This window comes from Rhizobium sp. Root1203 (genome assembly GCF_001424945.1).
In the GTDB taxonomy this organism is placed as follows: Bacteria; Pseudomonadota; Alphaproteobacteria; order Rhizobiales; family Rhizobiaceae; genus Rhizobium.
Genome location: NZ_LMCW01000002.1, coordinates 121,705 through 144,383, shown reverse-complemented (window position 1 = coordinate 144,383; position 22,679 = coordinate 121,705). Strand labels below are relative to the sequence as shown.

22 protein-coding genes and 1 pseudogene are annotated in these 22,679 nt (G+C 62.5%); 9 read left to right on the top strand and 14 right to left on the bottom strand.

Annotated elements, in window-relative coordinates; all coding sequences use genetic code 11:
• Positions 1–141 precede the first annotated feature (141 nt).
• From ASC97_RS04290 to phnG, 7 genes are all read right to left on the bottom strand, one after another.
• Positions 142–762, bottom strand: coding sequence for a DapH/DapD/GlmU-related protein (locus ASC97_RS04290; RefSeq protein WP_057467132.1), 621 nt, complete (start codon positions 760–762; stop codon positions 142–144).
• Positions 759–1,469: a phosphonate C-P lyase system protein PhnL gene (phnL, locus tag ASC97_RS04285; RefSeq protein ID WP_057467131.1), complete on the bottom strand. Its 711-nt coding sequence runs from the start codon at positions 1,467–1,469 to the stop codon at positions 759–761. The genes ASC97_RS04290 and phnL overlap by 4 nt, the downstream gene beginning before the upstream one ends.
• Before the next feature lie 69 nt (positions 1,470–1,538).
• Positions 1,539–2,315: a phosphonate C-P lyase system protein PhnK gene (phnK, locus tag ASC97_RS04280; RefSeq protein ID WP_057467130.1), complete on the bottom strand. Its 777-nt coding sequence runs from the start codon at positions 2,313–2,315 to the stop codon at positions 1,539–1,541.
• A gap of 199 nt (positions 2,316–2,514) precedes the next feature.
• Positions 2,515–3,396, bottom strand: coding sequence for an alpha-D-ribose 1-methylphosphonate 5-phosphate C-P-lyase PhnJ (locus tag ASC97_RS04275; protein WP_057467129.1), 882 nt, complete (start codon positions 3,394–3,396; stop codon positions 2,515–2,517).
• Positions 3,393–4,502 (bottom strand): carbon-phosphorus lyase complex subunit PhnI, encoded by a 1,110-nt coding sequence (locus tag ASC97_RS04270; RefSeq protein ID WP_057467128.1) that lies wholly within the window; start codon positions 4,500–4,502, stop codon positions 3,393–3,395. Before ASC97_RS04270 ends, ASC97_RS04275 begins: the two co-directional genes overlap by 4 nt.
• 3 nt (positions 4,503–4,505) lie before the next feature.
• Entirely contained in the window at positions 4,506–5,114 is a 609-nt protein-coding gene (phnH, locus tag ASC97_RS04265; protein ID WP_057467127.1) for a phosphonate C-P lyase system protein PhnH, read from the bottom strand.
• Positions 5,114–5,599: a phosphonate C-P lyase system protein PhnG gene (gene phnG / locus ASC97_RS04260; RefSeq protein WP_057467126.1), complete on the bottom strand. Its 486-nt coding sequence runs from the start codon at positions 5,597–5,599 to the stop codon at positions 5,114–5,116. The genes phnH and phnG overlap by 1 nt, the downstream gene beginning before the upstream one ends.
• 98 nt (positions 5,600–5,697) lie before the next feature.
• Between phnG and phnF the strand changes: the two genes are divergently transcribed.
• From phnF to ASC97_RS04250, 3 genes and pseudogenes are all read left to right on the top strand, one after another.
• Positions 5,698–6,429 (top strand): phosphonate metabolism transcriptional regulator PhnF, encoded by a 732-nt coding sequence (gene phnF, locus ASC97_RS04255; RefSeq protein ID WP_057467125.1) that lies wholly within the window; start codon positions 5,698–5,700, stop codon positions 6,427–6,429.
• Between the two features lie 87 nt (positions 6,430–6,516).
• Positions 6,517–6,765 (top strand): annotated as a pseudogene (locus tag ASC97_RS36160) (DUF6680 family protein); the annotation flags it as partial.
• 29 nt (positions 6,766–6,794) lie between these two features.
• Positions 6,795–7,097, top strand: a complete 303-nt coding sequence (locus tag ASC97_RS04250) for a DUF6680 family protein (RefSeq protein ID WP_156390310.1) — start codon at positions 6,795–6,797, stop codon at positions 7,095–7,097.
• Positions 7,098–7,112: 15 nt separating this feature from the next.
• Here the strand turns inward: ASC97_RS04250 and ASC97_RS04245 are convergent, their stop codons facing one another.
• From ASC97_RS04245 to mepA, 6 genes are all read right to left on the bottom strand, one after another.
• A complete protein-coding gene (locus tag ASC97_RS04245) occupies positions 7,113–7,748 on the bottom strand; it encodes a 2,3-bisphosphoglycerate-dependent phosphoglycerate mutase (RefSeq protein WP_057467123.1) in 636 nt (211 codons plus the stop codon).
• Between the two features lie 21 nt (positions 7,749–7,769).
• Positions 7,770–8,594, bottom strand: coding sequence for a 4-hydroxy-tetrahydrodipicolinate reductase (gene dapB, locus ASC97_RS04240; RefSeq protein WP_057467122.1), 825 nt, complete (start codon positions 8,592–8,594; stop codon positions 7,770–7,772).
• A gap of 21 nt (positions 8,595–8,615) precedes the next feature.
• Complete coding sequence (locus ASC97_RS04235; protein ID WP_057467163.1) at positions 8,616–10,403, bottom strand: ABC transporter ATP-binding protein; 1,788 nt, start codon at positions 10,401–10,403, stop codon at positions 8,616–8,618.
• A 93-nt stretch (positions 10,404–10,496) separates the two neighbouring features.
• Positions 10,497–11,522, bottom strand: a complete 1,026-nt coding sequence (locus ASC97_RS04230) for a glucokinase (RefSeq protein ID WP_057467121.1) — start codon at positions 11,520–11,522, stop codon at positions 10,497–10,499.
• 32 nt (positions 11,523–11,554) lie between these two features.
• Complete coding sequence (locus ASC97_RS04225) at positions 11,555–11,938, bottom strand: methylglyoxal synthase (RefSeq protein ID WP_057467120.1); 384 nt, start codon at positions 11,936–11,938, stop codon at positions 11,555–11,557.
• Positions 11,939–12,026: 88 nt separating this feature from the next.
• Positions 12,027–13,100: a penicillin-insensitive murein endopeptidase gene (gene mepA, locus ASC97_RS04220; protein ID WP_057467119.1), complete on the bottom strand. Its 1,074-nt coding sequence runs from the start codon at positions 13,098–13,100 to the stop codon at positions 12,027–12,029.
• Positions 13,101–13,360: 260 nt separating this feature from the next.
• Between mepA and ASC97_RS04215 the strand changes: the two genes are divergently transcribed.
• The 6 genes from ASC97_RS04215 (at position 13,361) to pncB (ending at position 21,674) form a co-directional block, all read left to right on the top strand.
• Entirely contained in the window at positions 13,361–15,196 is a 1,836-nt protein-coding gene (locus ASC97_RS04215) for an extracellular solute-binding protein (protein WP_057467118.1), read from the top strand.
• 159 nt (positions 15,197–15,355) lie between these two features.
• Complete coding sequence (locus ASC97_RS04210) at positions 15,356–16,450, top strand: microcin C ABC transporter permease YejB (RefSeq protein ID WP_057467117.1); 1,095 nt, start codon at positions 15,356–15,358, stop codon at positions 16,448–16,450.
• On the top strand, positions 16,450–17,598 hold the full coding sequence (locus ASC97_RS04205) for an ABC transporter permease (RefSeq protein WP_057467116.1): 1,149 nt from the start codon (positions 16,450–16,452) through the stop codon (positions 17,596–17,598). Before ASC97_RS04210 ends, ASC97_RS04205 begins: the two co-directional genes overlap by 1 nt.
• Complete coding sequence (locus ASC97_RS04200; protein ID WP_057467115.1) at positions 17,595–19,232, top strand: ABC transporter ATP-binding protein; 1,638 nt, start codon at positions 17,595–17,597, stop codon at positions 19,230–19,232. Before ASC97_RS04205 ends, ASC97_RS04200 begins: the two co-directional genes overlap by 4 nt.
• An 8-nt stretch (positions 19,233–19,240) precedes the next feature.
• Positions 19,241–20,200 carry a 2-hydroxyacid dehydrogenase gene (locus tag ASC97_RS04195; protein ID WP_057467114.1) on the top strand — a complete coding sequence of 320 codons (960 nt, stop codon included), beginning with the start codon at positions 19,241–19,243 and terminating at the stop codon, positions 20,198–20,200.
• A 169-nt stretch (positions 20,201–20,369) separates the two neighbouring features.
• Positions 20,370–21,674 carry a nicotinate phosphoribosyltransferase gene (gene pncB, locus ASC97_RS04190; protein WP_057467162.1) on the top strand — a complete coding sequence of 435 codons (1,305 nt, stop codon included), beginning with the start codon at positions 20,370–20,372 and terminating at the stop codon, positions 21,672–21,674.
• A gap of 52 nt (positions 21,675–21,726) precedes the next feature.
• Here the strand turns inward: pncB and ASC97_RS04185 are convergent, their stop codons facing one another.
• Positions 21,727–22,440, bottom strand: coding sequence for a L,D-transpeptidase (locus ASC97_RS04185; protein WP_057467161.1), 714 nt, complete (start codon positions 22,438–22,440; stop codon positions 21,727–21,729).
• Positions 22,441–22,679 lie beyond the last annotated feature (239 nt).

Below are 22,679 nucleotides of genomic sequence, written 5' to 3'. Positions count from 1 at the left end.
TTACAAGAATTCGCGGTTTTTGCGGATGGCGTGAGGCCCGGAGACCGCCCCGGCAACGGGCAATAGCGATCCGCGCCTCGTCCGGATGACCCGGAGGAGAGGTAGGAGGCTGCCCCCGAGCATACTCAGGGGCCTCCTCGATCATCCCTCGTACCGCGCCAGGAAGTCCTCGGCGCTCAGGTTGCGGAAGTCCTGCAGCGCACCCCTGAGGCGGTCGTGTTCCCACTCCCACCATGCGAGCCGGTCCATGCGCTCGCCGATCTCTCTCGGGAAGCGCTCGCGGATGAGCTTGGCGGGCACGCCGCCGACGATGGCATAGGGAGCGACGTCCTTGGAGACGACGGCTCCGGCACCGATCACCGCGCCATTACCGACCGTGACGCCCGTGAGGATGGTGGCGCCATGGCCGATCCATGTATCGTGGCCGATGGTCACCGGTTTTGCCCGACGGGCCGCGAAATACTCGGCTTCCTCTGCATCAAGGTCCGGCCAGTAGTCACCGGGCCGGTAGGTGAAATGGTGCAGTGTGGCACGCTCGACTGGATGATTGGTGGCGTTGATGCGCACGAAGGCGGCGATATTGGAAAACTTGCCTATCCGAGTGTTCCACAGATGACCGTGCTCCATGACATAGGAATAGTCACCAATCTCGCATTCGCGGATCCGGCAAAACTCAGTCACCTTGGTGTAATGCCCCAATCGGCTCGCTTCCACCAACGCGGTCTCGTGGATCACCGGCGTCTCGGACAACAAACGGCTCATGCGGCGATCGCCTTGCGCGGCGAGAATGCCTGGACGTCGAGGATGCGGTCAGCCACGGCCTCGCGGACCTCCTCATCGTGGAAAATGCCGAGAAGGGCGACGCCCGCCTTCTTCTTCTCCTCTATCATGCCGACGACCACCGCCCGGTTCTTTGCGTCGAGGGACGCGGTGGGCTCGTCGAGGAGCAGGATCGTGTGGTCGGTGATGAAGCCGCGCGCGATGTTGACGCGCTGCTGCTCGCCACCGGAGAATGTCGCCGGCGGCAGTTGCCACAGCGCCTCCGGCAGGTTCAGCTTGGCAAGCAGTTCCGCCGCCCTTTCGCGCGCCACGTCGGCCTTTGCACCGCGCGCGACGAGCGGCTCGGCGACGACATCGATCGCCGCGACCCGCGGGACGGTGCGCAGAAACTGGCTGACATAGCCAAGCGTCCGGCGCCGGACGTCGATTACCGTGCGCGGATCGGCCGTCGCGAGATCAACGATGCGGTCTTGATGCTTGACGAGGATCTGGCCGGTATCGACGGCATAGTTGCCGTATATCATCTTCAGGAGCGAGCTTTTGCCGATGCCCGAGGGACCCCCGAGCACGACGCATTCGCCTGACGCGACCGAGAAGGACACATCGGATACGACAGGCAGCTTGATGCCGTCGCGAAGGTGCATGGTGAAGCTCTTGGCGACTTCGGAAACAACGAGAGGCGTTGCCATGATTTCTTTTCCTTAGTTTCGCGGACCGTGGTTGCAAGCCGCTAGCCGGCTTCCGAACAGGTGGGGCGATCAGACCTGCAGGATCGAGGAGACGAGAAGCTGCGTATAGGGCTCGCGCGGGTCGTCGAGCACCCGGTCCGTCAGCCCATGCTCAATGACGTAGCCGTCCTTCATCACCATCATGCGATGCGACAGCAGGCGCGCCACGGCAAGGTCGTGGGTAACAACGATCGCGGCAAGGCCGAGATCGTTGACGAGACCGCGGACGAGATCGAGCAGGCGGGCCTGAACCGACACATCGAGGCCACCGGTCGGCTCGTCCATGAACACCAGGCGCGGCCCGGTCACCAGATTGCGGGCGATCTGGAGGCGCTGGCGCATGCCGCCGGAGAAGGCCCGCGGCTGATCATCGATGCGATCCGCGTCGATTTCAACCCGTTCAAGCCAGTCGATCGCGGTCGAGCGGATATTGCCGTAGTGGCGGTCGCCGATCGCCATCAGGCGCTCGCCGACATTGGCGCCGGCCGATACCGTCATGCGCAGACCGTCAGCCGGATTCTGATGCACGAAACCCCAGTCCGTGCGCATGAGGAAGCGGCGTTCCGCCTCGCCCATACGATAGAGATCGCGATAGGCGCCGTCGCGCATGCGGTACTCGACGCTGCCGGTGGTCGGCATCAGCCGCGTCGAGATGCAGTTGAGCAGCGTCGTCTTTCCCGAGCCGGATTCGCCGACGATGGCCAGCACTTCGCCCGGCCACAGCTCGAATGAGACGTTCCTGCAGCCGGTGCGGTTGCCGTAGAATTTCGAGACGTCGTTGACTTTGAGAAGCGGTGTGTCGGTCATGGCTGTGTCTCCGCGGCGACGTGTCCTCTTCTCCCCCGCCGGGAGAAGATGCCCGGAAGGGCAGATGAGGGGGTGAGCGACGAAAGGAGCGAACGGCCGGAGCGGGACGCGACGGACGAGTTTGCGGCGAAGGCCCCCTCATCCGACCCTTCGGGCCACCTTCTCCCCGCTGGGGAGACGTGAGAAAAAGGAAAGCTCATCATTCCGCCGCCTCCTTGGCCGGTGCCAGCATTTCGCCTGCATGTCCGTGGGCACGTCGGTCTTCGCAATGGTCCGTGTCGGAGCAGACGAACATGCGTCCGCCCCTGTCGTCGAGGACAACTTCGTCGAGGTAGACATCCTCGGCGCCGCAGAGCGCGCACGGCTTGCCGAAACGCTGGATTTCGAAGGGGTAGTCCTCGAAATCGAGGCTGACGACCTCGGTGTAGGGAGGCACGGCGTAGATGCGCTTTTCACGGCCGGCGCCGAACAGCTGCAGGGCATCCGACATATGCATTTTCGGGTTGTCGAACTTCGGAGTCGGCGACGGATCCATGACGTAGCGGCCAGCGACCTTGACCGGATACGCGTAGGTCTTGGAGATGCGGCCGTTGTGGGCGATGTCCTCGTAGAGCTTCACATGCATGAGGCCGTATTCCTCAAGCGCATGCATCTTGCGGGTCTCGGTCTCGCGCGGCTCAAGGAAGCGTAGAGGCTCGGGGATCGGCACCTGGTAGACCAGAACCTGACCGGCCTCGAGCTTTTCTTCCGGAATGCGGTGGCGGGTCTGGATGATCGTCGCATCCTTCGTGTGCGTCGTGACCGCGACATTGGCGACCTTCTGGAAGAAGGCGCGGATCGAGACCGCGTTGGTCGTATCGTCGGCGCCCTGGTCGATGACCTTCAGGACGTCGTCCGGACCGATGATGGAAGCCGTCACCTGCACGCCGCCGGTGCCCCAGCCGTACGGCATCGGCATTTCGCGCGAGGCAAAGGGAACCTGATAGCCGGGGATCGCGATCGCTTTCAGGATGGCGCGACGGATCATCCGCTTGGTCTGCTCGTCCAGATAGGCGAAGTTGTAGGTGGCTAGATCAGTCATTCGGCTGCCTCCTTGATGCTGTCGTCGCTGCCGTTTCGGGCCGCTTCGAATTCGTTGCGCATGCGCCGGACGAGATCGAGTTCGGCCTGGAAATCGACGTAGTGCGGCAGTTTCAGATGTTCGACGAAGCCGGTCGACTGGACGTTATCGGCGTGCGAGATGACGAATTCCTCGTCCTGCGCCGGGGCGGTGATATCTTCGCCGAGTTCCTCGGCGCGCAGCGCGCGGTCGACAAGCGACATCGACATGGCCTTGCGTTCGCTCTGGCCGAAGACCAGACCGTAACCGCGGGTAAACTGCGGCGGCGCCTTGGACGAGCCCTTGAACTGGTTGACCATCTGGCATTCCGTCACCTGGATGGTGCCCAGCGCGACGGCAAAGCCGAGCTCGGGAACATCGAACTCCACCTCGACCTCGCCGATCCGAATTTCGCCGGTGAAGGGGTGGTTCCGGCCGTAGCCGCGCTGGGTGGAGTAACCCAGCGCCAGAAGGAAACCCTCGTCGCCGCGGGCAAGCGCCTGCAGGCGCAGATCGCGGCTCATCGGGAATTCCATCGGCTCGCGCGTCAGGTCGCCGACCTCGTGATCCTCCGGCAGTTCGCCGTCGCCTTCGATCAGGCCTTCCTCGGCCAGAATTTCGGAGACCCGCATGACGCGGCCGCTTTCGGCGCCGCGCAAGGTCGGTTCGTCGACAGCTTCATCGGTCAGGAGCGAGGGATCCAACAGGCGGTGGGTGTAGTCGAAGGTCGGACCGAGCAGCTGTCCGCCGGGAAGATCCTTGTAGGTGGCGGACACACGGCGCTCGATCTTCATCTGCGCTGTATCGACCGGCTGGGAATAACCGAAGCGCGGCAGCGTCGTCCGGTAGGCGCGCAGCAGGAAGATCGCCTCGATCATGTCGCCGCGCGACTGACGCACGGCAAGAGCCGCAAGGGTGCGATCGTAAAGCGATGCTTCGGCCATGACACGGTCGACGGCCAGCGCCAGCTGCGCGACGATCTGGTCGATGCCGATGGCGGGCAGTGCGCGGTCACCCCGGCGACGGTCGGCCAGCAGGCGGTGGGCGTTGGCAATAGCGGCCTCGCCCCCTTTGACAGCAACATACATGGATCAAATCTCCGTTACGGTGATCTTGGTGGTGCGCGGCAGGCAGAGGAACCGGCTGCCCGAGGTCAAAACGATGTCGATGCCGCGCGGGAAGAGCGCGCGGTTCTCCGTCCAGAGGCGCAGGAAGGAGTCCGGCAGGCCGAGGGGCGCCACGTCGGTGACGCTCTTGATGCCGGGGCCCATCAGAGCGAGCCTGCGACCGCCTTCCAGATCTGCAAGTTCGATGACCAGCGTCGTGGAGCGATCGGGGTACTCCTGAGTGCCCGCTGCAAAGAGGCCGAAGGAGGAGAGCGTGGCGCCGCTTTCGACAACCGCAAAACGCGCTTCCGCCTTTTCCGGCGTGACCGGCGCGCCGGCATGGAAAGCCAGCCATTGGGGAACGGCCGACTTCACAAGAGCCGCAGACAGCCAGACCGGAGTGTCGTGATCGCAAAGCGTCAGCGCAATCGCGCCGGCTGCAATGCCGAGGGGGGCCGGCGGAGCAGCGTCCGGGGAGACGGTCTGGATGGTGCCCGGGCGGGCCATCGCATCCATCATCAGCTTGAAAACGCTCTGGGCATGGAACACCGGCTGGGCAAAGCCGCCGGTCAGGGCTTCGGTCTTGAGGCTCATCAGTCGTCTCCGCGAACCATGGTGAAGAAATCGACGCGCGTTGCCGCCGTCTCGTCGGCCTTGCGGCGATCGGCCTCCGAGATGCGGGCGGCGATCGGCGTCAGCAATGTCTGCTCGATGAAGGCCTGCGTTTCGGCTTCCTGCCAGAGCGCATCGAAGATGGCCGAGAGCCTGGCCTTCTCGCGATCCGTGCCGAGCGCCTGGGCGTGGCCGACCGTGCCGGAAGCGAGGCGAACCGTTGCGCGCGTCACGGTGACTTCACCGAGATTGAAGGGCGCACCGCCGCCGCCCATGCGGCCGCGAACCATGACGAGGCCGGTTTCAGGGCCGCGTACCGGCTGGACGACTGGCTTGTCGGCCAGCGCTTCCCAGGCCGCCTCCAGCTCCCGCCGTTCGGCACGGGCGAGCAGGTCGGCGGTGCGTTTGCGCCCGCTTTCGGCCGGGCCGGTCATCCCTGCCGCTTGGTTCTTTTTCGCTGAGGTCATCGCCACATCCTTTAAATGTCTATTGATATAGACAACTATACAAGATATGGTTACGCATAAATGGCCGACGTGACAAGCGTGTGACATCAAGGGGCGAAATGGCTGGGCAGGTACAAAGACAAACAGGCGTCGCGCTCTGGCGCCAGATCGCGGATCGCATTCGCCAGGCCATCAGCGCCGGAGCCTATGACGGGACCGGCATGGTGCCGCCGGAGACCGTTCTCGCGATGCAGTTCGGCGTCAACCGCCATACGGTGCGCAGCGCTCTTGCCGCCCTTGCCCAGGAGGGTATCGTGCGCGCCGTCCAGGGCCGCGGCACGCTGATCGAGCGCAAGGAGCGGCTGAACTTCCCGATCACCAAGCGGACGCGGTTTACGACAGGGATCGGCGAGCAGGCGCGCGAGATGCGGGGGCTGCTCTTGGCCTATGGCGAGGAGGGAGCGGATACCGAGGTCGCGCGCTGGCTGAAGCTGCGCCCGGGAGTTCCAGTTGTTCGCATGGAAACCGTGCGCAAGGCCGATGGTCGCCCGGTCTCCTGCGCGACGACATGGTTTCCCGCCGAGCGCTTTGCCGGAATGCCTGCGGCCTACGAGAAGACGGAATCGATCACGCGGGCATTCGCCGAACTCGGCCTTTCCGACTACGTGCGCGCGACAACGGAGATCACCGCCACCCATGCCGATGCCGGCGATATCGCAGCGCTCGAGCTGACGCCGGGCGCAATCGTTCTGATCACCAAGGCTATGAATACGGATCTGGACGGCGTGCCGGTCCAGTATTCGATCAGCCGCTTCTCAGCCGACCGGGTGCAGTTCACGATCGAGAACTGAGGTCGGTTGCCAGCAGCGTGGCATCGATCCCATATAACAACAAATCTGTGAGCCAATCGCAAAGCGCCTGCATTTGAAGCAGGCGCAATGATTTTGAAATGTAAGCGTCCGAATCCTTGGGAGTCGCTTAATGACCATGTCAGACTGGATGATTATCTCGCGACTTTGGTTGGCCCCGTTATAGCGGTTCAGGCTCAGAAATTCCTAGAACGCAGCCGCGAAGCAAGGGTACGTCGGCTGTCAATTTTTCGTACCCTGATGGCTACGCGCGCTGCGGCGCTGTCAGCGGACCATGTCGAGGCCCTAAACGCGATTACCATCGAGCTTTATGGCAAAAAATCGACTTTTCGAGATGTGGTAGAAGCTTGGGAGAACTATCTCGACCATCTGTCGGAGATAATATCGATCTCGCGATATGGGATCAAAAGAGAAAAGACCTCTTTGTGGAGCTTCTTTTCAAAATGGCGCCGACCGTTGGCTACGCCTTCTCCAAGCTCGAAATTGCCAACGAAATATACTCGCCAAAGGCACATGGGCAGCTGGAAGCTGAACAACAAATGATCCGGGACGGCCTCATACGCGTCTTCAGCGGCCAGTCGGGCATACCGGTTGACATCCGTTCAATGTCAACCGATCCGGCAAAAGAGGCTCAGAGTGCCAGCGCCTAGTGTGTCCGGTGTGCCTCAGTGCGCGCCGGACATGTCGCCGAGCACTTCCTTGGAAGCGACCGTCGAGTCGGCGTTGAGCTTGTAGACCATGGGGACGCCGGTCGCGAGGTTGACGCCAAGGATCTGTTCCTTGGTCAGACGGTCGAGCACCATCACCAGCGAACGCAGCGAGTTGCCGTGGGCGGCGACGAGGACCTTTTCGCCGCGCAGCACGCGCGGAAGGATTTCCGTCAGGTAGTACGGCCAGACGCGGGCGCCGGTGTCGCGCAGGCTTTCGCCGCCCGGAGGGGGAACGTCATAGGAGCGGCGCCAGATGTGGACCTGCTCCTCGCCCCACTTGGCGCGCGCGTCATCCTTGTTGAGGCCGGAGAGATCGCCGTAGTCGCGCTCGTTGAGCGCCTGGTCGCGGATCGTCTCGAGCTTGGGCTGGCCGACGTTGTCGAGAATGATCGTCAACGTGTCCTGGGCCCGCTTCAGATCGGAGGTGAAGGCGATGTCGAAGGTGATGCCGTAATCGGCAAGCGCCTTGCCGCCCGCATTGGCTTCCTGAACGCCGAGCTCGGTCAGGTCAGGGTCTTTCCAGCCGGTGAAAAGGTTCTTCAGGTTCCAGTCGCTCTGGCCGTGGCGAACGAGGACGAGGGTGCCGCTCATGAAAAATGCCTCCGAAAAAGATCAGTTTTGGGAAAGCCCGAGGACGTCGAGCATGGAATAAAGACCCGGCTTCTTGTCACGGGCCCAAAGTGCCGCCTTGATGGCGCCGCGCGCGAAGATCGAACGATCGCCGGCGCTGTGCGACAGGGTGACCAGCTCGCCTTCGCCGGCGAGGACGACCGAGTGCTCGCCGATGACGGAGCCGCCGCGCAGCGTGGCAAAACCGATGGTGCCGGCTTCGCGGGGACCAGTGTGACCATCGCGAACGCGGACGGCATTTGCAGACAGATCGATACCGCGCCCCTTGGCGGCGGCCTCACCCAGCAGCAACGCGGTGCCCGACGGCGCGTCGACCTTGCGCTTGTGGTGCATCTCGAGAATTTCGATATCCCAATCGCCAGGATCGAGCGCACGCGCCGCCTGCTCGACGAGAACGCTGAGCAGGTTGACGCCGAGGCCCATGTTGCCGGACTTGACGACGCGAGCATGGCGGGCGGCGGCCGCGATCTTCGCCTCATCATCGAGCGAACAGCCGGTGGTGCCGATGACATGCACGATGCGGGCCTGCGCCGCGAGTGCGGCAAATTCGTTCGTCGTCGCCGGCGTGGTGAAATCGAGGACACCATCGGCGTGCAGAAAGGCTGTGAGCGGATCATCGCCGATGATGACGCCATTCGGACCAAGGCCAGCAACCTCGCCCGCATCCTTGCCGATGAATGCCGAGCCGGGGCGGGAAACGGCGGCATGCAGCGTAACGCCCTCGATGGAATGGAGGAGCCGAATGAGCGTCTGCCCCATGCGACCTGCTGCCCCAACCACCACCAGCTTCATCGCAGCATCGCTCATCTCAGCTATCGTCCCGGTCGATCAGTGTGAATCCGAGGCCGCGGGCCTCTGGAGATTGTTGAGGCGAGCGTAGAGCCCGTCACTGCGCTTCGCAAGCGTATCGTGACTGCCCTCCTCGACGACGCGGCCCTGCTGCATGACGACGATCTTGTCGGCGCGAACCACGGTCGACAGCCGGTGCGCGATGACAACGACCGTGCGGCCCGTCATCGCCTCCTCGAGCGCTTTCTGGACGGCCGCTTCCGACTCCGTGTCGAGGGCGGATGTGGCTTCGTCCAGCAACAGTATCGGCGCGTTGCGCACCAGAGCGCGCGCAATCGACAGGCGCTGGCGCTGACCGCCGGAGAGCGTCACGCCGTTTTCGCCGACGGCAGTGCTATAGCCCTGCGGCTGGGCCAGGATAAAATCGTGGGCATAGGCCAGCCGGGCGGCTTCCTCGACTTCGGCATCCGTCGCGTCGGGCCGGCCATAGCGGATGTTGTCGCGGATCGAACCCTCGAACAGGTAGGGTTGCTGGGATACATAGGCCAGTTGTTCGCGGAGCGACTGCTTGGTGACGTGGGCTATGTCCTGGCCATCAATCAGGATATCGCCGGATGCCGGGTCGTAGAAACGCGGAATGAGATTGATGATCGTGGACTTTCCGGCGCCGGAAGGCCCAACGAGCGCGGTTGTCCTGCCGCCTTCGGCTACGAAATTCACACCATTGAGAACCGCATCGCTGCCATAGGCGAACGCGACGTCTCGAAACTCGATGCGGGCCTCGGTCACGACCAGCGGCTTGGCGTCCGGCAGGTCGCGCTGGCGTGGCTCCATGTCGAGAAGGTCGTAGATCATCCGGGCGTTGACGGCTGCACGCTCCAACTGAACCTGCAACTTGGCGAGGCGGCGCGCCGGATCGTAGGCAAGCAGCAGCGCCGTCACGAACGAGAAGAAAGCGCCCGGCGGGGCGTTGAAATAGATAGACCGATATGCCGCATAGGCCAGCACGCTGGCAACCGCAAAGCCGGCAAAGGTTTCCGTCATCGGCGCATTGCGCTCGGACAGTCTGGCGATCTTGTTTGCGCGCCCTTCGGCAGCGACGATGATCTTGTTGATTTTGTGCTCGAGCTGCCTTTCCATCGTGAAGGCCTTGACGATGGAAATGCCCTGAATGGTCTCCTGCATCGCACCGAGCACGTGGCTGTTGAGATCGATCGCTTCCTTCGTTGCCTGTCGCAGGCGCTTGGAAAGGTAGCGCAAGGCCAGGAGCAGGGGCGGGGCGAGGATAAGCACCGCCAGGCTGAGCAAGGGATCCTGGTAGACCATGACGCCGATCAGCGCCACGAAGGTCAGCAGGTCGCGCGCGGTCGACGTGATCGTCAGGTTCAGAACGTCCCTGATGCCACCGACATTCTGGCTGACCTGTGCCGCGATGCGGGCGGACCGCGCTTCGTTGAAATAGCCGACCGACAGCGTCATCAGATGCACATAGAGACGGCTCTGATAACGGGCGACGATATTGTTGCCGATCTTGGACAATGCCACCGCCTGGCCATAGCTGGCAAAGCCACGCATCACGAAGGCAATGAAGATCGCAAGACAGATGATCCAGACGACATCGGCCCGCCGATTGGCGAAGGCTTCGTCGATTATCACACGCATGATCCAGGCCGTGAAGGCCGTCGACAGCGCCACAATCACAAGGCAGCCGATGGCAACGGCGTAGCCCCAGATGTGCTCGCGGCCATTCTCGGCAAGGATGCGCTTCAGGACGGCGGTGACCGTGCCGCTGTCAACAGGTCGCTGCTGGGTATCGGTTGAAGTCAAAAAAAGCTTCCTGTCTCGGACCATGCGAGCCGACATGTCGGCTCGCGCTCGAGCGGCTCTATAAAGAGTTGGCGCCCGTTTGGCTAGGGTCGGCTAGCCTCGCCAACGACGCCCGTCCGTCGAAACGCCGAAACTGTCCGGCTTGCGCGCATAGGACGAAAGGCCCGCAAGCGCCGCAAGCGGATGGGTGACGACGTAGGTGGGAATGGTCGCGAGCAAGGCGGAATGGGGTGCCTTGTCCTCGAAAGCAGCCCGGAATTCCGGCTTTCGCAACGCCGGCAAAATCTTCTGCGAGATGCCGCCCGACAGGAAGACGCCGCCCCGAGCCATGAAAATCATCGCCATATCGCCGGCAACGCGTCCGAGATAGGTCGAAAAGAGTGCGATGGTCTCGACGGCAACGGCGTCGGTTCCGGCAAGCGCATGCGACGTGATATCAGCCGGATCGGCGTAAGTCGGCTCGACACCGTCGGCGGCGCAGATCGCACGGTAGAGGTTGACGATCCCGCGGCCGCACAGGATTTGTTCTGCGGAAATCCGGCCCTCGATGGTTTCGACATGCGGAAAAATCTCAAGATCCCGCTTGGTGCGCGGCCCGAGATCGACATGCCCGCCCTCGCCCGGCACAGGAATCCAGACGTTGCGTGCATGGATGAGCCCCCCGACGCCAAGGCCGGTGCCGGGGCCAAGGACCACACGGGACGCGACCATCTCGCCCGATGCGCGACCAAGGCGTTCCCGATTTTCGCTGGAGAGGCCGGAGATCGCCAGCGCCTGCGCCTCGAAATCGTTGACGACGAGCACGTCTTCCAGTCTCAGGCCTTCGATCATCGTTTTCGGGCGAACCACCCAGTCGCAATTGGTCAGCGGGATTTCGTCGTCGCTGATCGGTCCGGCGACGGCAAGGATCGCAGAGCGCGGCTTGATGGTGCTCTTTTCGAAAATGGCGGCACGGATGGCATCGTCGATGGTCTCGAAGTCCGCTGTGCGGACATTCGGAAAATTGATCTGTTCAGCGGTCGCGTCCGCGATGATCGCAAAGCGGGCGTTGGTGCCGCCGATATCACCGATAAGGATCGGATAGGGCAAGGAGGCTTCGCTGGTGTCGAGCTGGTGCATGGCAGGTTCCGTGAGTGCGCCTTCAGCGCCGGTTAAGCGTGAAGATTTGCGATTAGCTTGTCCGCAGTCGCTTCGTTGAGCGCCATTGGAATATCATAGACGATGGCAAGCCGCATCAGCGCCTTGACGTCGACGTCGTGCGGCATCGGCGTCAATGGATCGACGAAGAAGATGAGGGCATCGACTTCGCCCGTCGCGATCAGCGCGCCGATCTGCTGGTCGCCGCCGAGCGGGCCGCTCTTCAGCCGCGTCACGTCGAGGTCAGGTGCGGCGTCCAGAACGCGGCCGCCGGTCGTGCCTGTGGCGACGATCTTCCAGTTCGCGGCCAGCGTCTCGCGGTTGCGGCGCGCGAACTCGGCCATGTCATCCTTCTTCTGGTCGTGCGCGATCAACGCAAGGCATTTGCCATTGGCCATAAAAGGCGACCTCCGTCCGAAAATTCAATCGATTTGACCGCTTCTATACGAAGTGATTTGCCTTTGAAAGAGCGCCCTGTGACTGCGCTCATTGGACAGATGGTTTGTCGTCGGGAATGGGTCCGGTAGCAGGCAGCGCCTCGTCGGGAGCAACCGCAGGCTCTGCCGCCGGGGCAACCGTCAAGGCCTCGGCCGCCGACGCCCCGCCATAGGTCGCGGCCCGAACCGAGGAGACCGGCGGCGCAGCGAGAACCGCCGAGCAGGCGTTGGGAAGATCCGACACCATGACCTCGCGCGGCTTGACCGGCTTCGCACCTGGCTTGGGCGGTTTCGGCGGAGCCCAGGGCTCCTTGGTGAACCACCATGCCAGGGACTTGCCGCAGCCGTCGCCGGCGGCAACTGGCGCCTGAGGCTTGCAGCCTGCAGCGCCCGGCGGGCACTTGATGCGGATGTGGAAATGCGAATCGTGACCGTATTCGGGACGAAGCTTGCCCAGATTGGTGCGATCGCCGGTCCAGGTGTCGCACATCTTCTTCTTGATCGCCGGATTGACGAAGATACGCTCGACCTGCGGATAGCTCGCCGCACGCATCAGAAGCCGCGCATGCGCATCGCTCCAGACGTCGGGATTGATGGTCAGGAACGCGTTCTTCTGCAGCATCGTCGTGAACGGCAACGTCTCACGCTCTTCTGCGCTCATCCTGTGAGACGGCATGGGGGTGAGCCAGACGTCGGCATCGAGGCCGATCTGGTGCGAGGCGTGGCCGTTGAACATCGGCCCTCCGCGCGGCTGCGCAATATCGCCGACGAGAAGGCCAGGCCAGCCGTCGTAGTTTGCAGCATCACGTGACAGCCGTTCCAGCAATCCGATCATCGCAGGATTGCCCCAGCGACGATTGCGCGAAAGCCGCATTGCCTCCCATGTCGGCCCATCGGCGGGCAGCGCCACGGCGCCTGTCATGCAGCCCTTGGCATAAAAACCGAAGGGCTGCGCGGCCCCTTGGGTCGGCAGCGCGACCGACCCGAAAATCGCCTTCGCGCTCCCCGGGCTCGGCTGCTTCTGCTGCGCGGCGACATCCCCGGCGATGATGCTTGCGCCCATCGCGCCGGCGAGCGCCAGCCTGCCTAGAGTATGAAGTGCGTGAGAGATGCGGAGAACCATGCCATTTCCTGAACGTCTGCCGAACCTGGGCTCGGGTGATTTGCAATCGAGCCTACCGTGAAAAGCAATTTTGGTGAATCGATGTTTTGGCCTTTGCCGACTGCGGGGCGAAATCGCCTCAGTCGAATTTGTCGGTCGACCCGTACCCGATGACAAAACAGTCACGATTCCGCGAACCCCATAAAAACTGAAGGGTCACCTGTTTTTCGCCTGCTTTTCGCCTATTCTCGGCGAAGCGAACAACAATATGGGGCTGGCGGATGGCGCGTGCGTGGTCGAAACTGGGTTTGGTTCTCTCTCTTGCCGGCGTCTTTGCCCTGCCTTTGCAGGCGTCGGCGCAGGAGCAGAATTTCCGGATCGGCACGTCGTCAATCGGCGAACTCAAGTACCAGCCCGGCTTTAAACGTTTCGACTACGTCAACCCGGATGCGCCGAAGGGCGGAGACCTCAGGCTCTCGACGGCAGGGACGTACGACACGTTCAATCCGCTTCTGAGCAAAGGCCAAACGGTGACGGGGCTCGGGCTCGTTTTCGAAACGCTGATGAAGTCGGCCGACGACGAACTGCTTGCCTCCTACGGCCTGCTTGCCGAAGGCGTCTCGTATCCCGACGATGTTTCCAGAGCGACATTTCGGCTGCGCAAGGAAGCCAAGTGGGCTGACGGAAGCCCGGTGACGCCGGAGGACGTGATCTTCAGCTTCGAGAAGTCGAAGGAACTCAATCCGCTTCTTTCGAACTACTACGGCCATGTCGTGAAGGCCGAAAAGACAGGCGAGCGCGACGTCACCTTCGCCTTCGACGAGACGGGAAACAAGGAGCTTCCCAACATTCTCGGCCAGCTCCAAGTCGTGCCCAAGGCATGGTGGGAAGGCAAAGGACCCGACGGAAAGCCACGGGACATCTCGAAGACGACACTTGAGCCCGTCATGGGTTCCGGTCCTTACAAGATCGGCCCCTTTTCAGCCGGCAGCAAGATCACCTACGAGCTGCGGGACGATTACTGGGGCAAGGACGTCAACGTGAATGTCGGGCAGAATAATTTCGGCGCTGTGTCCTACACCTACTTCGGTGACAGGGATGTCGAGTTCGAGGCGTTCCGCGCCGGCAACGTGGATTTCTGGCAGGAGAACCAAGCGAGCCGCTGGGCGACGGGGTACGACTTCCCAGCCGTCAAGGACGGACGCATCAAGCGCGAAGAACTGCCGAACCAGCTTCGCGCGACCGGCATCATGCAGGCCATGGTGCCGAACATACGCCGCGACATATTCAAGGACGAGCGCGTGCGCGAGGCGCTGAATTACGCCTTCGACTTCGAGGAGATGAACCGCACAGTGTTCTTCGGCGCCTACAATCGCGTCGACAGCTTCTTCTTCGGCACCGAACTCGCGGCATCCGGCCTGCCCGAAGGCCGCGAGCTGGAGATCCTGCAGGGCATGAAAGACAAGGTGCCGGCGGAGATTTTCACTACGCCCTACAGCAATCCGGTCGGTGGCGATCCGCAGAAAAGTCGCGAGAACCTGCGCAAGGCGATCAGCCTGCTTAAGGAGGCCGGCTACGCAATCCAGGGCAGCCGGATGGTAAACACCAAGACCGGCAAGCCCCTCTCCTTCGAGCTGCTCCTCAGCAGCCCGACTTTGGAACGGGTTGCCGTTCCTTATACGCAGGCACTCAGGAAGATCGGCATCGACGCGCGCGTGCGCACCGTCGATCCATCCCAGTACACCAACCGCGTTCGCAGCTTCGACTACGACATGATCTGGAATGTTTGGGCCGAGACGATGAACCCCGGCAACGAGCAGGCCGACTACTGGGGTTCGGCCGCCGCCAGCCAGCAGGGATCGCGCAACTACGCGGGCATTGCCGATCCCGCGGTCGATGAACTGATCAAGAAGATCATATTCGCGCCGAGCCGCGACGATCAGATTGCCGCGATCAAGGCGATGGATCGCGTGATGTTGGCAAGGCACTATGTCGTGCCGCTCTACTATCGCTCGGATATCCCGATCGCATATTGGGACAAATTCGAACGCCCTGCCGAGCTGCCCACCTATTCCACCGGTTTCCCGGATATCTGGTGGTCGAAAGCGGCAAAGTGAGCGGCCTTGCATTGGCCGCACGGCTGGGCTCCAAATGGGCGGTCCGAATCAGTTCGGAACAAGAACAGAGGCCGGACATGACCGGCGAAAAAAGGCTGGCGGATTGAACGGGAATAGACTGGAAGGCACGACCAAGAACTCCCCGGGGGCCACTCGCTGATGGGAGCCTATGTCCTTCGCCGCCTGCTTTTGATGATCCCGACGATCGTCGGGATCATGGCCATATCCTTCACCGTCATCCAGTTTGCGCCGGGCGGGCCCGTCGAGCAGGTGATCGCGCAACTGACCGGCGATGCGCAGGGGGCGGATTCTCGCATTTCCGGCGGTGGCGGCGACCTGATGGGCGGTGGCGGCCTCGACGAGGGCGGCTCGAAATACCGCGGCGCGCAGGGCCTCGATCCGGAGCTGATCGCCAAGCTCGAGAAGCAGTTCGGCTTCGACAAGCCGCCGCTGACGCGCTTCGGCGAAATGATGTGGAATTACATCCGCTTCGATTTCGGCGAGAGCTTCTTCCGCAACACGTCCGTTCTCGACCTGATCAAGGACAAGCTGCCCGTCTCGGCCTCGCTCGGCGTCTGGATCATGATCTTTTCCTACGGCATCTCGATCCCGCTCGGCATCCGCAAGGCCGTCAGGGACGGCTCGACCTTCGACGTCTGGACATCAGGCGTGATCATCATCGGCTATGCCGTGCCGAGCTTCCTGTTCGGCATCCTGCTGATCGTACTTTTCGCCGGCGGTTCGTTCTACGACTGGTTCCCTCTACGCGGCCTCGTCTCGGACAATTTCGACCAGCTTGCCTGGTGGCAGAAGCCGCTCGACTATTTCTGGCATCTGGCGCTGCCGCTGATCTCGCTGTCGCTCGCCGCCTTCGCGACGACGACGCTTCTGACCAAGAACTCGTTCATCGAAGAGATCAAGAAGCAGTATGTGGTGACTGCCCGCGCCAAGGGTCTGAACGAACGGCAGGTGCTATACGGCCACGTCTTCCGCAATGCCATGCTGATCATCATCGCCGGCTTTCCGGGCGCCTTCATCTCCGCCTTCTTCACGGGATCGCTCCTGATCGAGAACATCTTCTCGCTCGACGGACTTGGGCGCCTCGGCTACCTCTCGGTGGTCAACCGAGATTATCCGATCGTCTTTGCGACGCTCTACATCTTCTCGCTGCTCGGCCTGTTCGTGAGCCTCGTCTCCGACCTGATCTACACCTGGATCGATCCGCGCATCGACTTCGAGCGGAGGGACGTCTGATGGACACCGCCGCCAATCCGGTGACCGCGACGCCGGTCAAGCCGCCGCGCAAGGGCCTGCTGTCGCCGACCAACATCCGCCGCTGGAAGAACTTCAAGGCGAACCGGCGGGGCTACTGGTCGCTCTGGCTGTTTCTCCTGCTGTTCATCCTCAGCCTGTTTGCCGAGTTCATCGCCAACGACCGGCCGATCGTCGCCTCCTACAAGGGCGAGATCCTGTTTCCCGTGCTGGTCAACTATCCCGAGGAGAAGTTCGGCGGCTTCCTGGCCGAAACGGACTACCGGTCCGACGTCATATCGGACGAGATCAACGCGAACGGCTGGATGATCTGGCCGCCGATCCGTTACTCCTACCGCTCGGTCAACTCCAACATTCCGCATTCGGCGCCGACCGCACCCTTCTGGATGATGAGCCAGGAGGAGCGATGCTCCGGCTATCCGCAGGGCGTCAACGATCCGGGCTGCACCTTCAGCAACCTCAACTGGCTCGGCACCGACGACCAGGCGCGGGACGTGCTCGCGCGCGTCATCTACGGCTTCCGCATCTCGGTCCTGTTCGGCCTGGTTCTGACGATCTGCTCGGCTGTCGTCGGCGTAGGGGCCGGCGCGATCCAGGGCTATTTCGGCGGCTGGACGGATCTGCTCCTGCAGCGTTTCATCGAAATCTGGTCGTCGATGCCGGTGCTCTATATCCTGCTGATCATCGCTGCGATCCTGCCGCCCGGCTTCTTCGTGCTGCTGGGCATCATGCTGTTGTTCTCCTGGGTCGGCTTCGTCGGCATCGTGCGCGCCGAATTCCTGCGAGCACGAAACTTCGAATATGTGCGCGCCGCCCGCGCGCTCGGCGTCAACAACCGCACCATCATGTGGCGACACCTCTTGCCGAACGCCATGGTGGCGACCCTTACCTTCCTGCCGTTCATCCTGTCGGGGTCGATCACGACGCTGACCTCGCTCGACTTCCTCGGCTTCGGAATGCCGCCCGGCTCTCCGTCGCTGGGAGAGATGATTGCCCAGGGGAAGTCCAATCTGCAGGCGCCGTGGCTCGGCCTGACGGCCTTCTTCGCGATGTCGATCATGCTTTCCCTGCTGATCTTCATCGGCGAGGCGGTGCGCGATGCCTTCGATCCAAGGAAGACATTCCAATGAGCGGTACTCAAGAACCCCTGCTTTCCGTTCGCGATCTCTCTGTTGCCTTCCATCAGGGCGGGGAAACATCGCTGGCTGTCGATCGCGTGTCCTTTGACATTCACAGGGGGGAAGTGGTGGCGCTGGTGGGCGAGTCCGGGTCGGGCAAGTCGGTCTCCGCGAACTCCATCCTGCGCCTCCTCCCCTACCCCTCGGCCAGCCACCCCTCGGGAGCGATCCTCTTCAAGGGCAAGGACCTCCTGAAGGCATCGGACAAGGCATTGCGCGAGGTGCGCGGCAACGATATCACGATGATCTTCCAGGAGCCGATGACGTCGCTCAATCCGCTCCACAACATCGAGAAGCAGATCGCCGAGATCCTGGCGCTGCATCAGGGGCTGACCGGCCAGGCGGCGCGTACGCGCGTGCTGGAACTGCTGAACCAGGTCGGCATCCGCGAACCGGAGAAACGCCTGAAGGCTTACCCGCACGAGCTGTCCGGCGGCCAGCGGCAACGCGTGATGATCGCGATGGCGCTGGCCAACCGCCCGGAACTGCTGATCGCCGACGAACCGACAACGGCGCTGGACGTGACGGTGCAGGCGCAGATCCTCGAGCTGCTGCGGCAGCTGAAGGGACAGCACGGCATGTCCATGCTGTTCATCACCCACGACCTCGGGATCGTCCGCAAGTTCGCGGACCGGGTGTGCGTGATGACCAAGGGCGAGATCGTCGAGACCGGCACCGTCGAAGAGGTCTTCACCAATCCGAAGCATGACTATACGCGACACCTGCTGGCCTCGGAGCCGCGCGGCGAACCGCCGCTTTCCGACACCTCCAAGCCGATCGTCATGCAGGGGGCCGACATTCGCGTGTGGTTCCCCATCAAGGCGGGGCTGATGCGCAGGGTTGTCGACCATGTGAAGGCCGTGGACGGGATCGACCTGTCGCTGCGCGCCGGACAGACGCTCGGCGTGGTCGGCGAATCCGGATCCGGCAAGACGACACTCGGTCTCGCCTTGACCCGGCTGATCTCCTCGCAAGGGCGGATCAGCTTCGTCGGCAAGGATATAGCCGACTATTCGTTTACGGAGATGCGACCGTTGCGCAACCAAATGCAGGTCGTGTTCCAGGACCCCTACGGCTCGCTCAGCCCGCGCATGTCGGTCGGCGACATCATCGCCGAGGGATTGAAGGTTCACGAGCGGTCGCTGTCCTACGAGGAACGCGACCGGCGCGTGTGCTGGGCGCTGGAGGAAGTCGGACTCGACCCGACGACGCGGTGGCGGTATCCGCACGAGTTTTCCGGCGGCCAGCGCCAGCGCATTGCGATTGCGCGCGCCATGGTGCTGAAGCCGCGCTTCGTCATGCTCGACGAACCGACGTCGGCGCTGGACATGAGCGTACAGGCGCAAGTGGTCGATCTCCTGCGCGACCTGCAGAAGAAGCACGATCTCGCCTATCTCTTCATCAGTCACGATCTCAAGGTGGTGAAAGCGCTTGCCAACGACGTCATCGTCATGCGCTTCGGCAAGGTGGTCGAACAGGGCGCATCATCCGAGATCTTCGGCGCGCCGAAGGACGACTACACCAAGGCCCTGATGGCCGCAGCCTTCAACATAGAGGCCGTGCCGACGCCGGTCGTGCAACAATAAAGAAGATCATGTCTACCAGACCGCCCGTTCTCGTCGATCTCAAGTTCAATCCCGAAGGCATCGCCCGCATCCTGAAAACCGCCTTTGCGGATCGCGGCAGCATCAATATCGCCGATCCGGCCGCCAAGGGCCGCGACCTGAGCGGCATCGACTATGCCTTGCTCTGGAAGCCCGACGCCGATCAGTTCGAACGCGCGCCCAACCTGAAGATCATCTTCTCGGGCGGCGCCGGTGTCGACAGCTTCCTGAACCTGCCCGGCCTGCCTGATGTGCCGATCGTCCGTTTCGTCGATCGCAGCCTGACGACGCGGATGAGCGAGTGGGTCGTCATGCAATGCCTGATGCACCTGCGCGGACAGCACAGGCACGACCAGCACCAGCGCGAACGCAGGTGGGGCAAGCTGATCGCACCCGAAGCTGCCGAGGTCACCGTCGGAATCATGGGCCTTGGCGTCCTCGGCCAGGATGCGGCGTCGAAGCTCCGCGTCATGGGCTTCAACGTCATCGGCTGGTCGCGCACCGCCAAGGAGATGGAAGGCATCGAGACGTTTGACGCCAGCGAGCTCGACTCGTTTCTGGCGAAGACCGATGTTCTCGTCGGACTGCTTCCCCTGACGCCGGAGACGACCGGTTTCTACAATGCCCAGCTGTTTGCCAGGCTTCGGCAGGGCGGAGCGCTTGGCAAGCCTGTCTTCATCAATGCCGGACGCGGCAAGAGCCAGGTGGAAGCCGATATTGTCTCGGCAGTCGAAAGCGGCTTGCTCGGAGGCGCTTCGCTCGACGTGTTCGAAGTGGAGCCGCTTCCGGCAGACGCTCCGCTATGGGGGCTGGAGAACGTCTTCCTCACGCCGCACGATGCGGCGGTCTCCGAGGAGAACGCACTTTTCAGGCACGTCGAAAACCAGATCGCGCGGTTCGAGCGCGGCGAAGCTCTGCAGTTCGTCATTGACAGCGAGCTGGGGTACTAAGGCTGGCGGAAACCTTTCGGCAACCTCTCGAGGCGATCGGCACCCGCGGCAATTGACGGACGGTTATTAGAGCTGGACATTATCGGCCGATTTTTCGATAAGAAGACGCACGAGCCGGTCGTCGTGCGCCGGTTCTTGGCGCGCCCGAACGGATGAATGGGTGGAATTCATGGCCAAGACCGACATCGCACGGCGCGTTTACAATCACGCTTGGAAGCTCGACCCTATCGTCCGAAGCCTGATCGATACGGACTTCTACAAGCTGCTGATGCTGCAGATGATCTGGAAGCTCTATCCCGACGTCGATGCCACTTTCACGCTGATCAATCGCACGAAGCGCGTTCATCTCGCCGAAGAAATCGACGAGGGGGAACTGCGCGAACAGCTGGATCACGCGCGGACGCTCAAGCTGTCGAAAAAGGAAACGATCTGGCTGGCCGGTAACAGCTTCTATGGGCGCGCTCAGATTTTCGAGCCGGAGTTTCTGGCCTGGTTCTCGCATTTCCAGCTGCCCGAGTATGAGCTGTCAAAACGTGACGGGCAGTATGTGCTGGATTTCCACGGCTCGTGGAAGGAAACCACGATGTGGGAAATTCCGGCACTCGCCATCATCAACGAACTCAGGTCGCGGTCGGCGATGAGGGCGCTCGGCCCGTTCACGCTCGACGTTCTCTATGCACGTGCCAAGGCCCGGATGTGGGAGAAGGTGGAACGGCTGCGCGAACTGCCGGGCCTGCGCATCTCCGATTTCGGCACGCGCCGCCGCCACAGTTTCCTCTGGCAGCGCTGGTGCGTGGAGGCGCTCAAGGAAGGTATCGGCCCAGCCTTCACCGGCACGAGCAACGTCCTGCTGGCCATGGATTCGGATCTGGAGGCGGTCGGTACGAACGCCCACGAACTGCCCATGGTGGCCGCCGCGCTGGCGCAGACCGACGAGGAGCTGCACAACGCGCCCTACAAGGTGCTGCGCGACTGGAACAAGCTCTACGGCGGAAACCTGCTGATCGTTCTGCCCGACGCCTTCGGCACCGCCGCGTTCCTGCGCGACGCGCCGGAATGGGTGGCCGACTGGACGGGCTTCCGCCCAGACAGCGCCCCACCGATCGAAGGCGGCGAGAAAATCATCGACTGGTGGAAGAAAATGGGCCGCGATCCGCGCCAGAAGCTGCTCATCTTTTCCGACGGCCTCGACGTGGACGCGATCATCGACACCTACAAGCATTTCGAGGGGCGCGTGCGCATGAGCTTCGGCTGGGGAACCAACCTTACCAACGACTTTGCCGGCTGCGCGCCGACGGAGATTTCAGGCCTCAACCCGATTTCCATCGTCTGCAAAGTCAGCGACGCCAACGGCCGCCCAGCCGTCAAGCTGTCCGACAATCCGCAAAAGGCAACCGGCGATCCCGAGGAAGTCCAGCGCTACCTGAAATTCTTCGGCACGGAAGACCGCGTCGATCAGGCCGTATTCGTCTGAGACGGGAAAACGCGGCGCATGGGCCGCGTCTCTGCCGTCCCCGCTGTCGGCGTCACTTCACGACAAGGACCGCCTTGCCCCTTACCCGATCGTAGAGATCGATGGCGTCCTGATTGAACATGCGGACGCAGCCGGACGAGGCATTCTTGCCGATCGTCTTCCATTCCGGCGAGCCGTGGATGCGATAGAGCGTGTCCTGGCCATCCTGGAAGATATAGAGCGCCCGCGCGCCCAATGGGTTCTGCAGGCCGGGCGGCATGCCCTGCTTCCACTGTTCGAGCTTCGGATTGCGCCCGATCATGGAGGGCGTCGGGGTCCATGTGGGCCACTTCCGCTTCCACTGAATGATTGCGCGCCCCTTCCAGGCGCGGCCCTGCGCGCCGAGGCTGACGCCATAGCGGATCGCCCGGCCGTCCTTCAGGATGAAATAGAGGAATTTGGTTTCGGTATCGACGACGATCGAGCCGGGCGGCTCGTCAGTGTCGTAGTCCACCTCCTGGCGGAGATAGTAGGGATCGACCTCAGCATGGGCGATGGCCGGCAAGTGGTAGTCTCCGTCGTTGCGGTCCGCATAGATAGCCGGATAGTCCGGCTTGTCCGGCGCGGGGCGCGAGGGCGCGGGCACTTTTTCGGGAACGGCCGCCTTCACGATCGGCGGATTGGGTGTCGCGACGACAATTCGCTCGGCCGGCAATTGGGTACAGCTCGCGAGAAGAATAGCGCCGGCTGCCGCGGACAGCAGCCGAAGAACAGAAAACAGATGCAATTTCAAAGATTCCGATTGATCAATGGATTGGGGTAGGTCGGTCTCCCTGTACGCCCATCCGTGACCAAAATGTGTTTCGAGCGCCGAAAACGGCAAGGTCATCGGGCATTCCCAAAGGCGTGTTGGGAAAGCGCAACACCAGGGCGCGCGGGACACCGATACCGCGGCAACACGATGGGCACAGCTATTCCAACGCGCCGTCCTTCTACCGACACTCCGGATCAACAACCCTCGGATAG

Bases quoted from the DNA above. Each gene is read 5' to 3' on its own strand.
- ASC97_RS04290 (WP_057467132.1), bottom strand. From the start codon at position 762: ATGAGCCGTTTGTTGTCCGAGACGCCGGTGATCCACGAGACCGCGTTG.
- phnL (WP_057467131.1), bottom strand. From the start codon at position 1,469: ATGGCAACGCCTCTCGTTGTTTCCGAAGTCGCCAAGAGCTTCACCATG.
- phnK (WP_057467130.1), bottom strand. From the start codon at position 2,315: ATGACCGACACACCGCTTCTCAAAGTCAACGACGTCTCGAAATTCTAC.
- ASC97_RS04275 (WP_057467129.1), bottom strand. From the start codon at position 3,396: ATGACTGATCTAGCCACCTACAACTTCGCCTATCTGGACGAGCAGACC.
- ASC97_RS04270 (WP_057467128.1), bottom strand. From the start codon at position 4,502: ATGTATGTTGCTGTCAAAGGGGGCGAGGCCGCTATTGCCAACGCCCAC.
- phnH (WP_057467127.1), bottom strand. From the start codon at position 5,114: ATGAGCCTCAAGACCGAAGCCCTGACCGGCGGCTTTGCCCAGCCGGTG.
- phnG (WP_057467126.1), bottom strand. From the start codon at position 5,599: ATGACCTCAGCGAAAAAGAACCAAGCGGCAGGGATGACCGGCCCGGCC.
- phnF (WP_057467125.1), top strand. From the start codon at position 5,698: ATGGCTGGGCAGGTACAAAGACAAACAGGCGTCGCGCTCTGGCGCCAG.
- ASC97_RS04245 (WP_057467123.1), bottom strand. From the start codon at position 7,748: ATGAGCGGCACCCTCGTCCTCGTTCGCCACGGCCAGAGCGACTGGAAC.
- dapB (WP_057467122.1), bottom strand. From the start codon at position 8,594: ATGAGCGATGCTGCGATGAAGCTGGTGGTGGTTGGGGCAGCAGGTCGC.
- ASC97_RS04230 (WP_057467121.1), bottom strand. From the start codon at position 11,522: ATGCACCAGCTCGACACCAGCGAAGCCTCCTTGCCCTATCCGATCCTT.
- ASC97_RS04225 (WP_057467120.1), bottom strand. From the start codon at position 11,938: ATGGCCAATGGCAAATGCCTTGCGTTGATCGCGCACGACCAGAAGAAG.
- mepA (WP_057467119.1), bottom strand. From the start codon at position 13,100: ATGGTTCTCCGCATCTCTCACGCACTTCATACTCTAGGCAGGCTGGCG.
- ASC97_RS04215 (WP_057467118.1), top strand. From the start codon at position 13,361: ATGGCGCGTGCGTGGTCGAAACTGGGTTTGGTTCTCTCTCTTGCCGGC.
- ASC97_RS04210 (WP_057467117.1), top strand. From the start codon at position 15,356: ATGGGAGCCTATGTCCTTCGCCGCCTGCTTTTGATGATCCCGACGATC.
- ASC97_RS04205 (WP_057467116.1), top strand. From the start codon at position 16,450: ATGGACACCGCCGCCAATCCGGTGACCGCGACGCCGGTCAAGCCGCCG.
- ASC97_RS04200 (WP_057467115.1), top strand. From the start codon at position 17,595: ATGAGCGGTACTCAAGAACCCCTGCTTTCCGTTCGCGATCTCTCTGTT.
- ASC97_RS04195 (WP_057467114.1), top strand. From the start codon at position 19,241: ATGTCTACCAGACCGCCCGTTCTCGTCGATCTCAAGTTCAATCCCGAA.
- pncB (WP_057467162.1), top strand. From the start codon at position 20,370: ATGGCCAAGACCGACATCGCACGGCGCGTTTACAATCACGCTTGGAAG.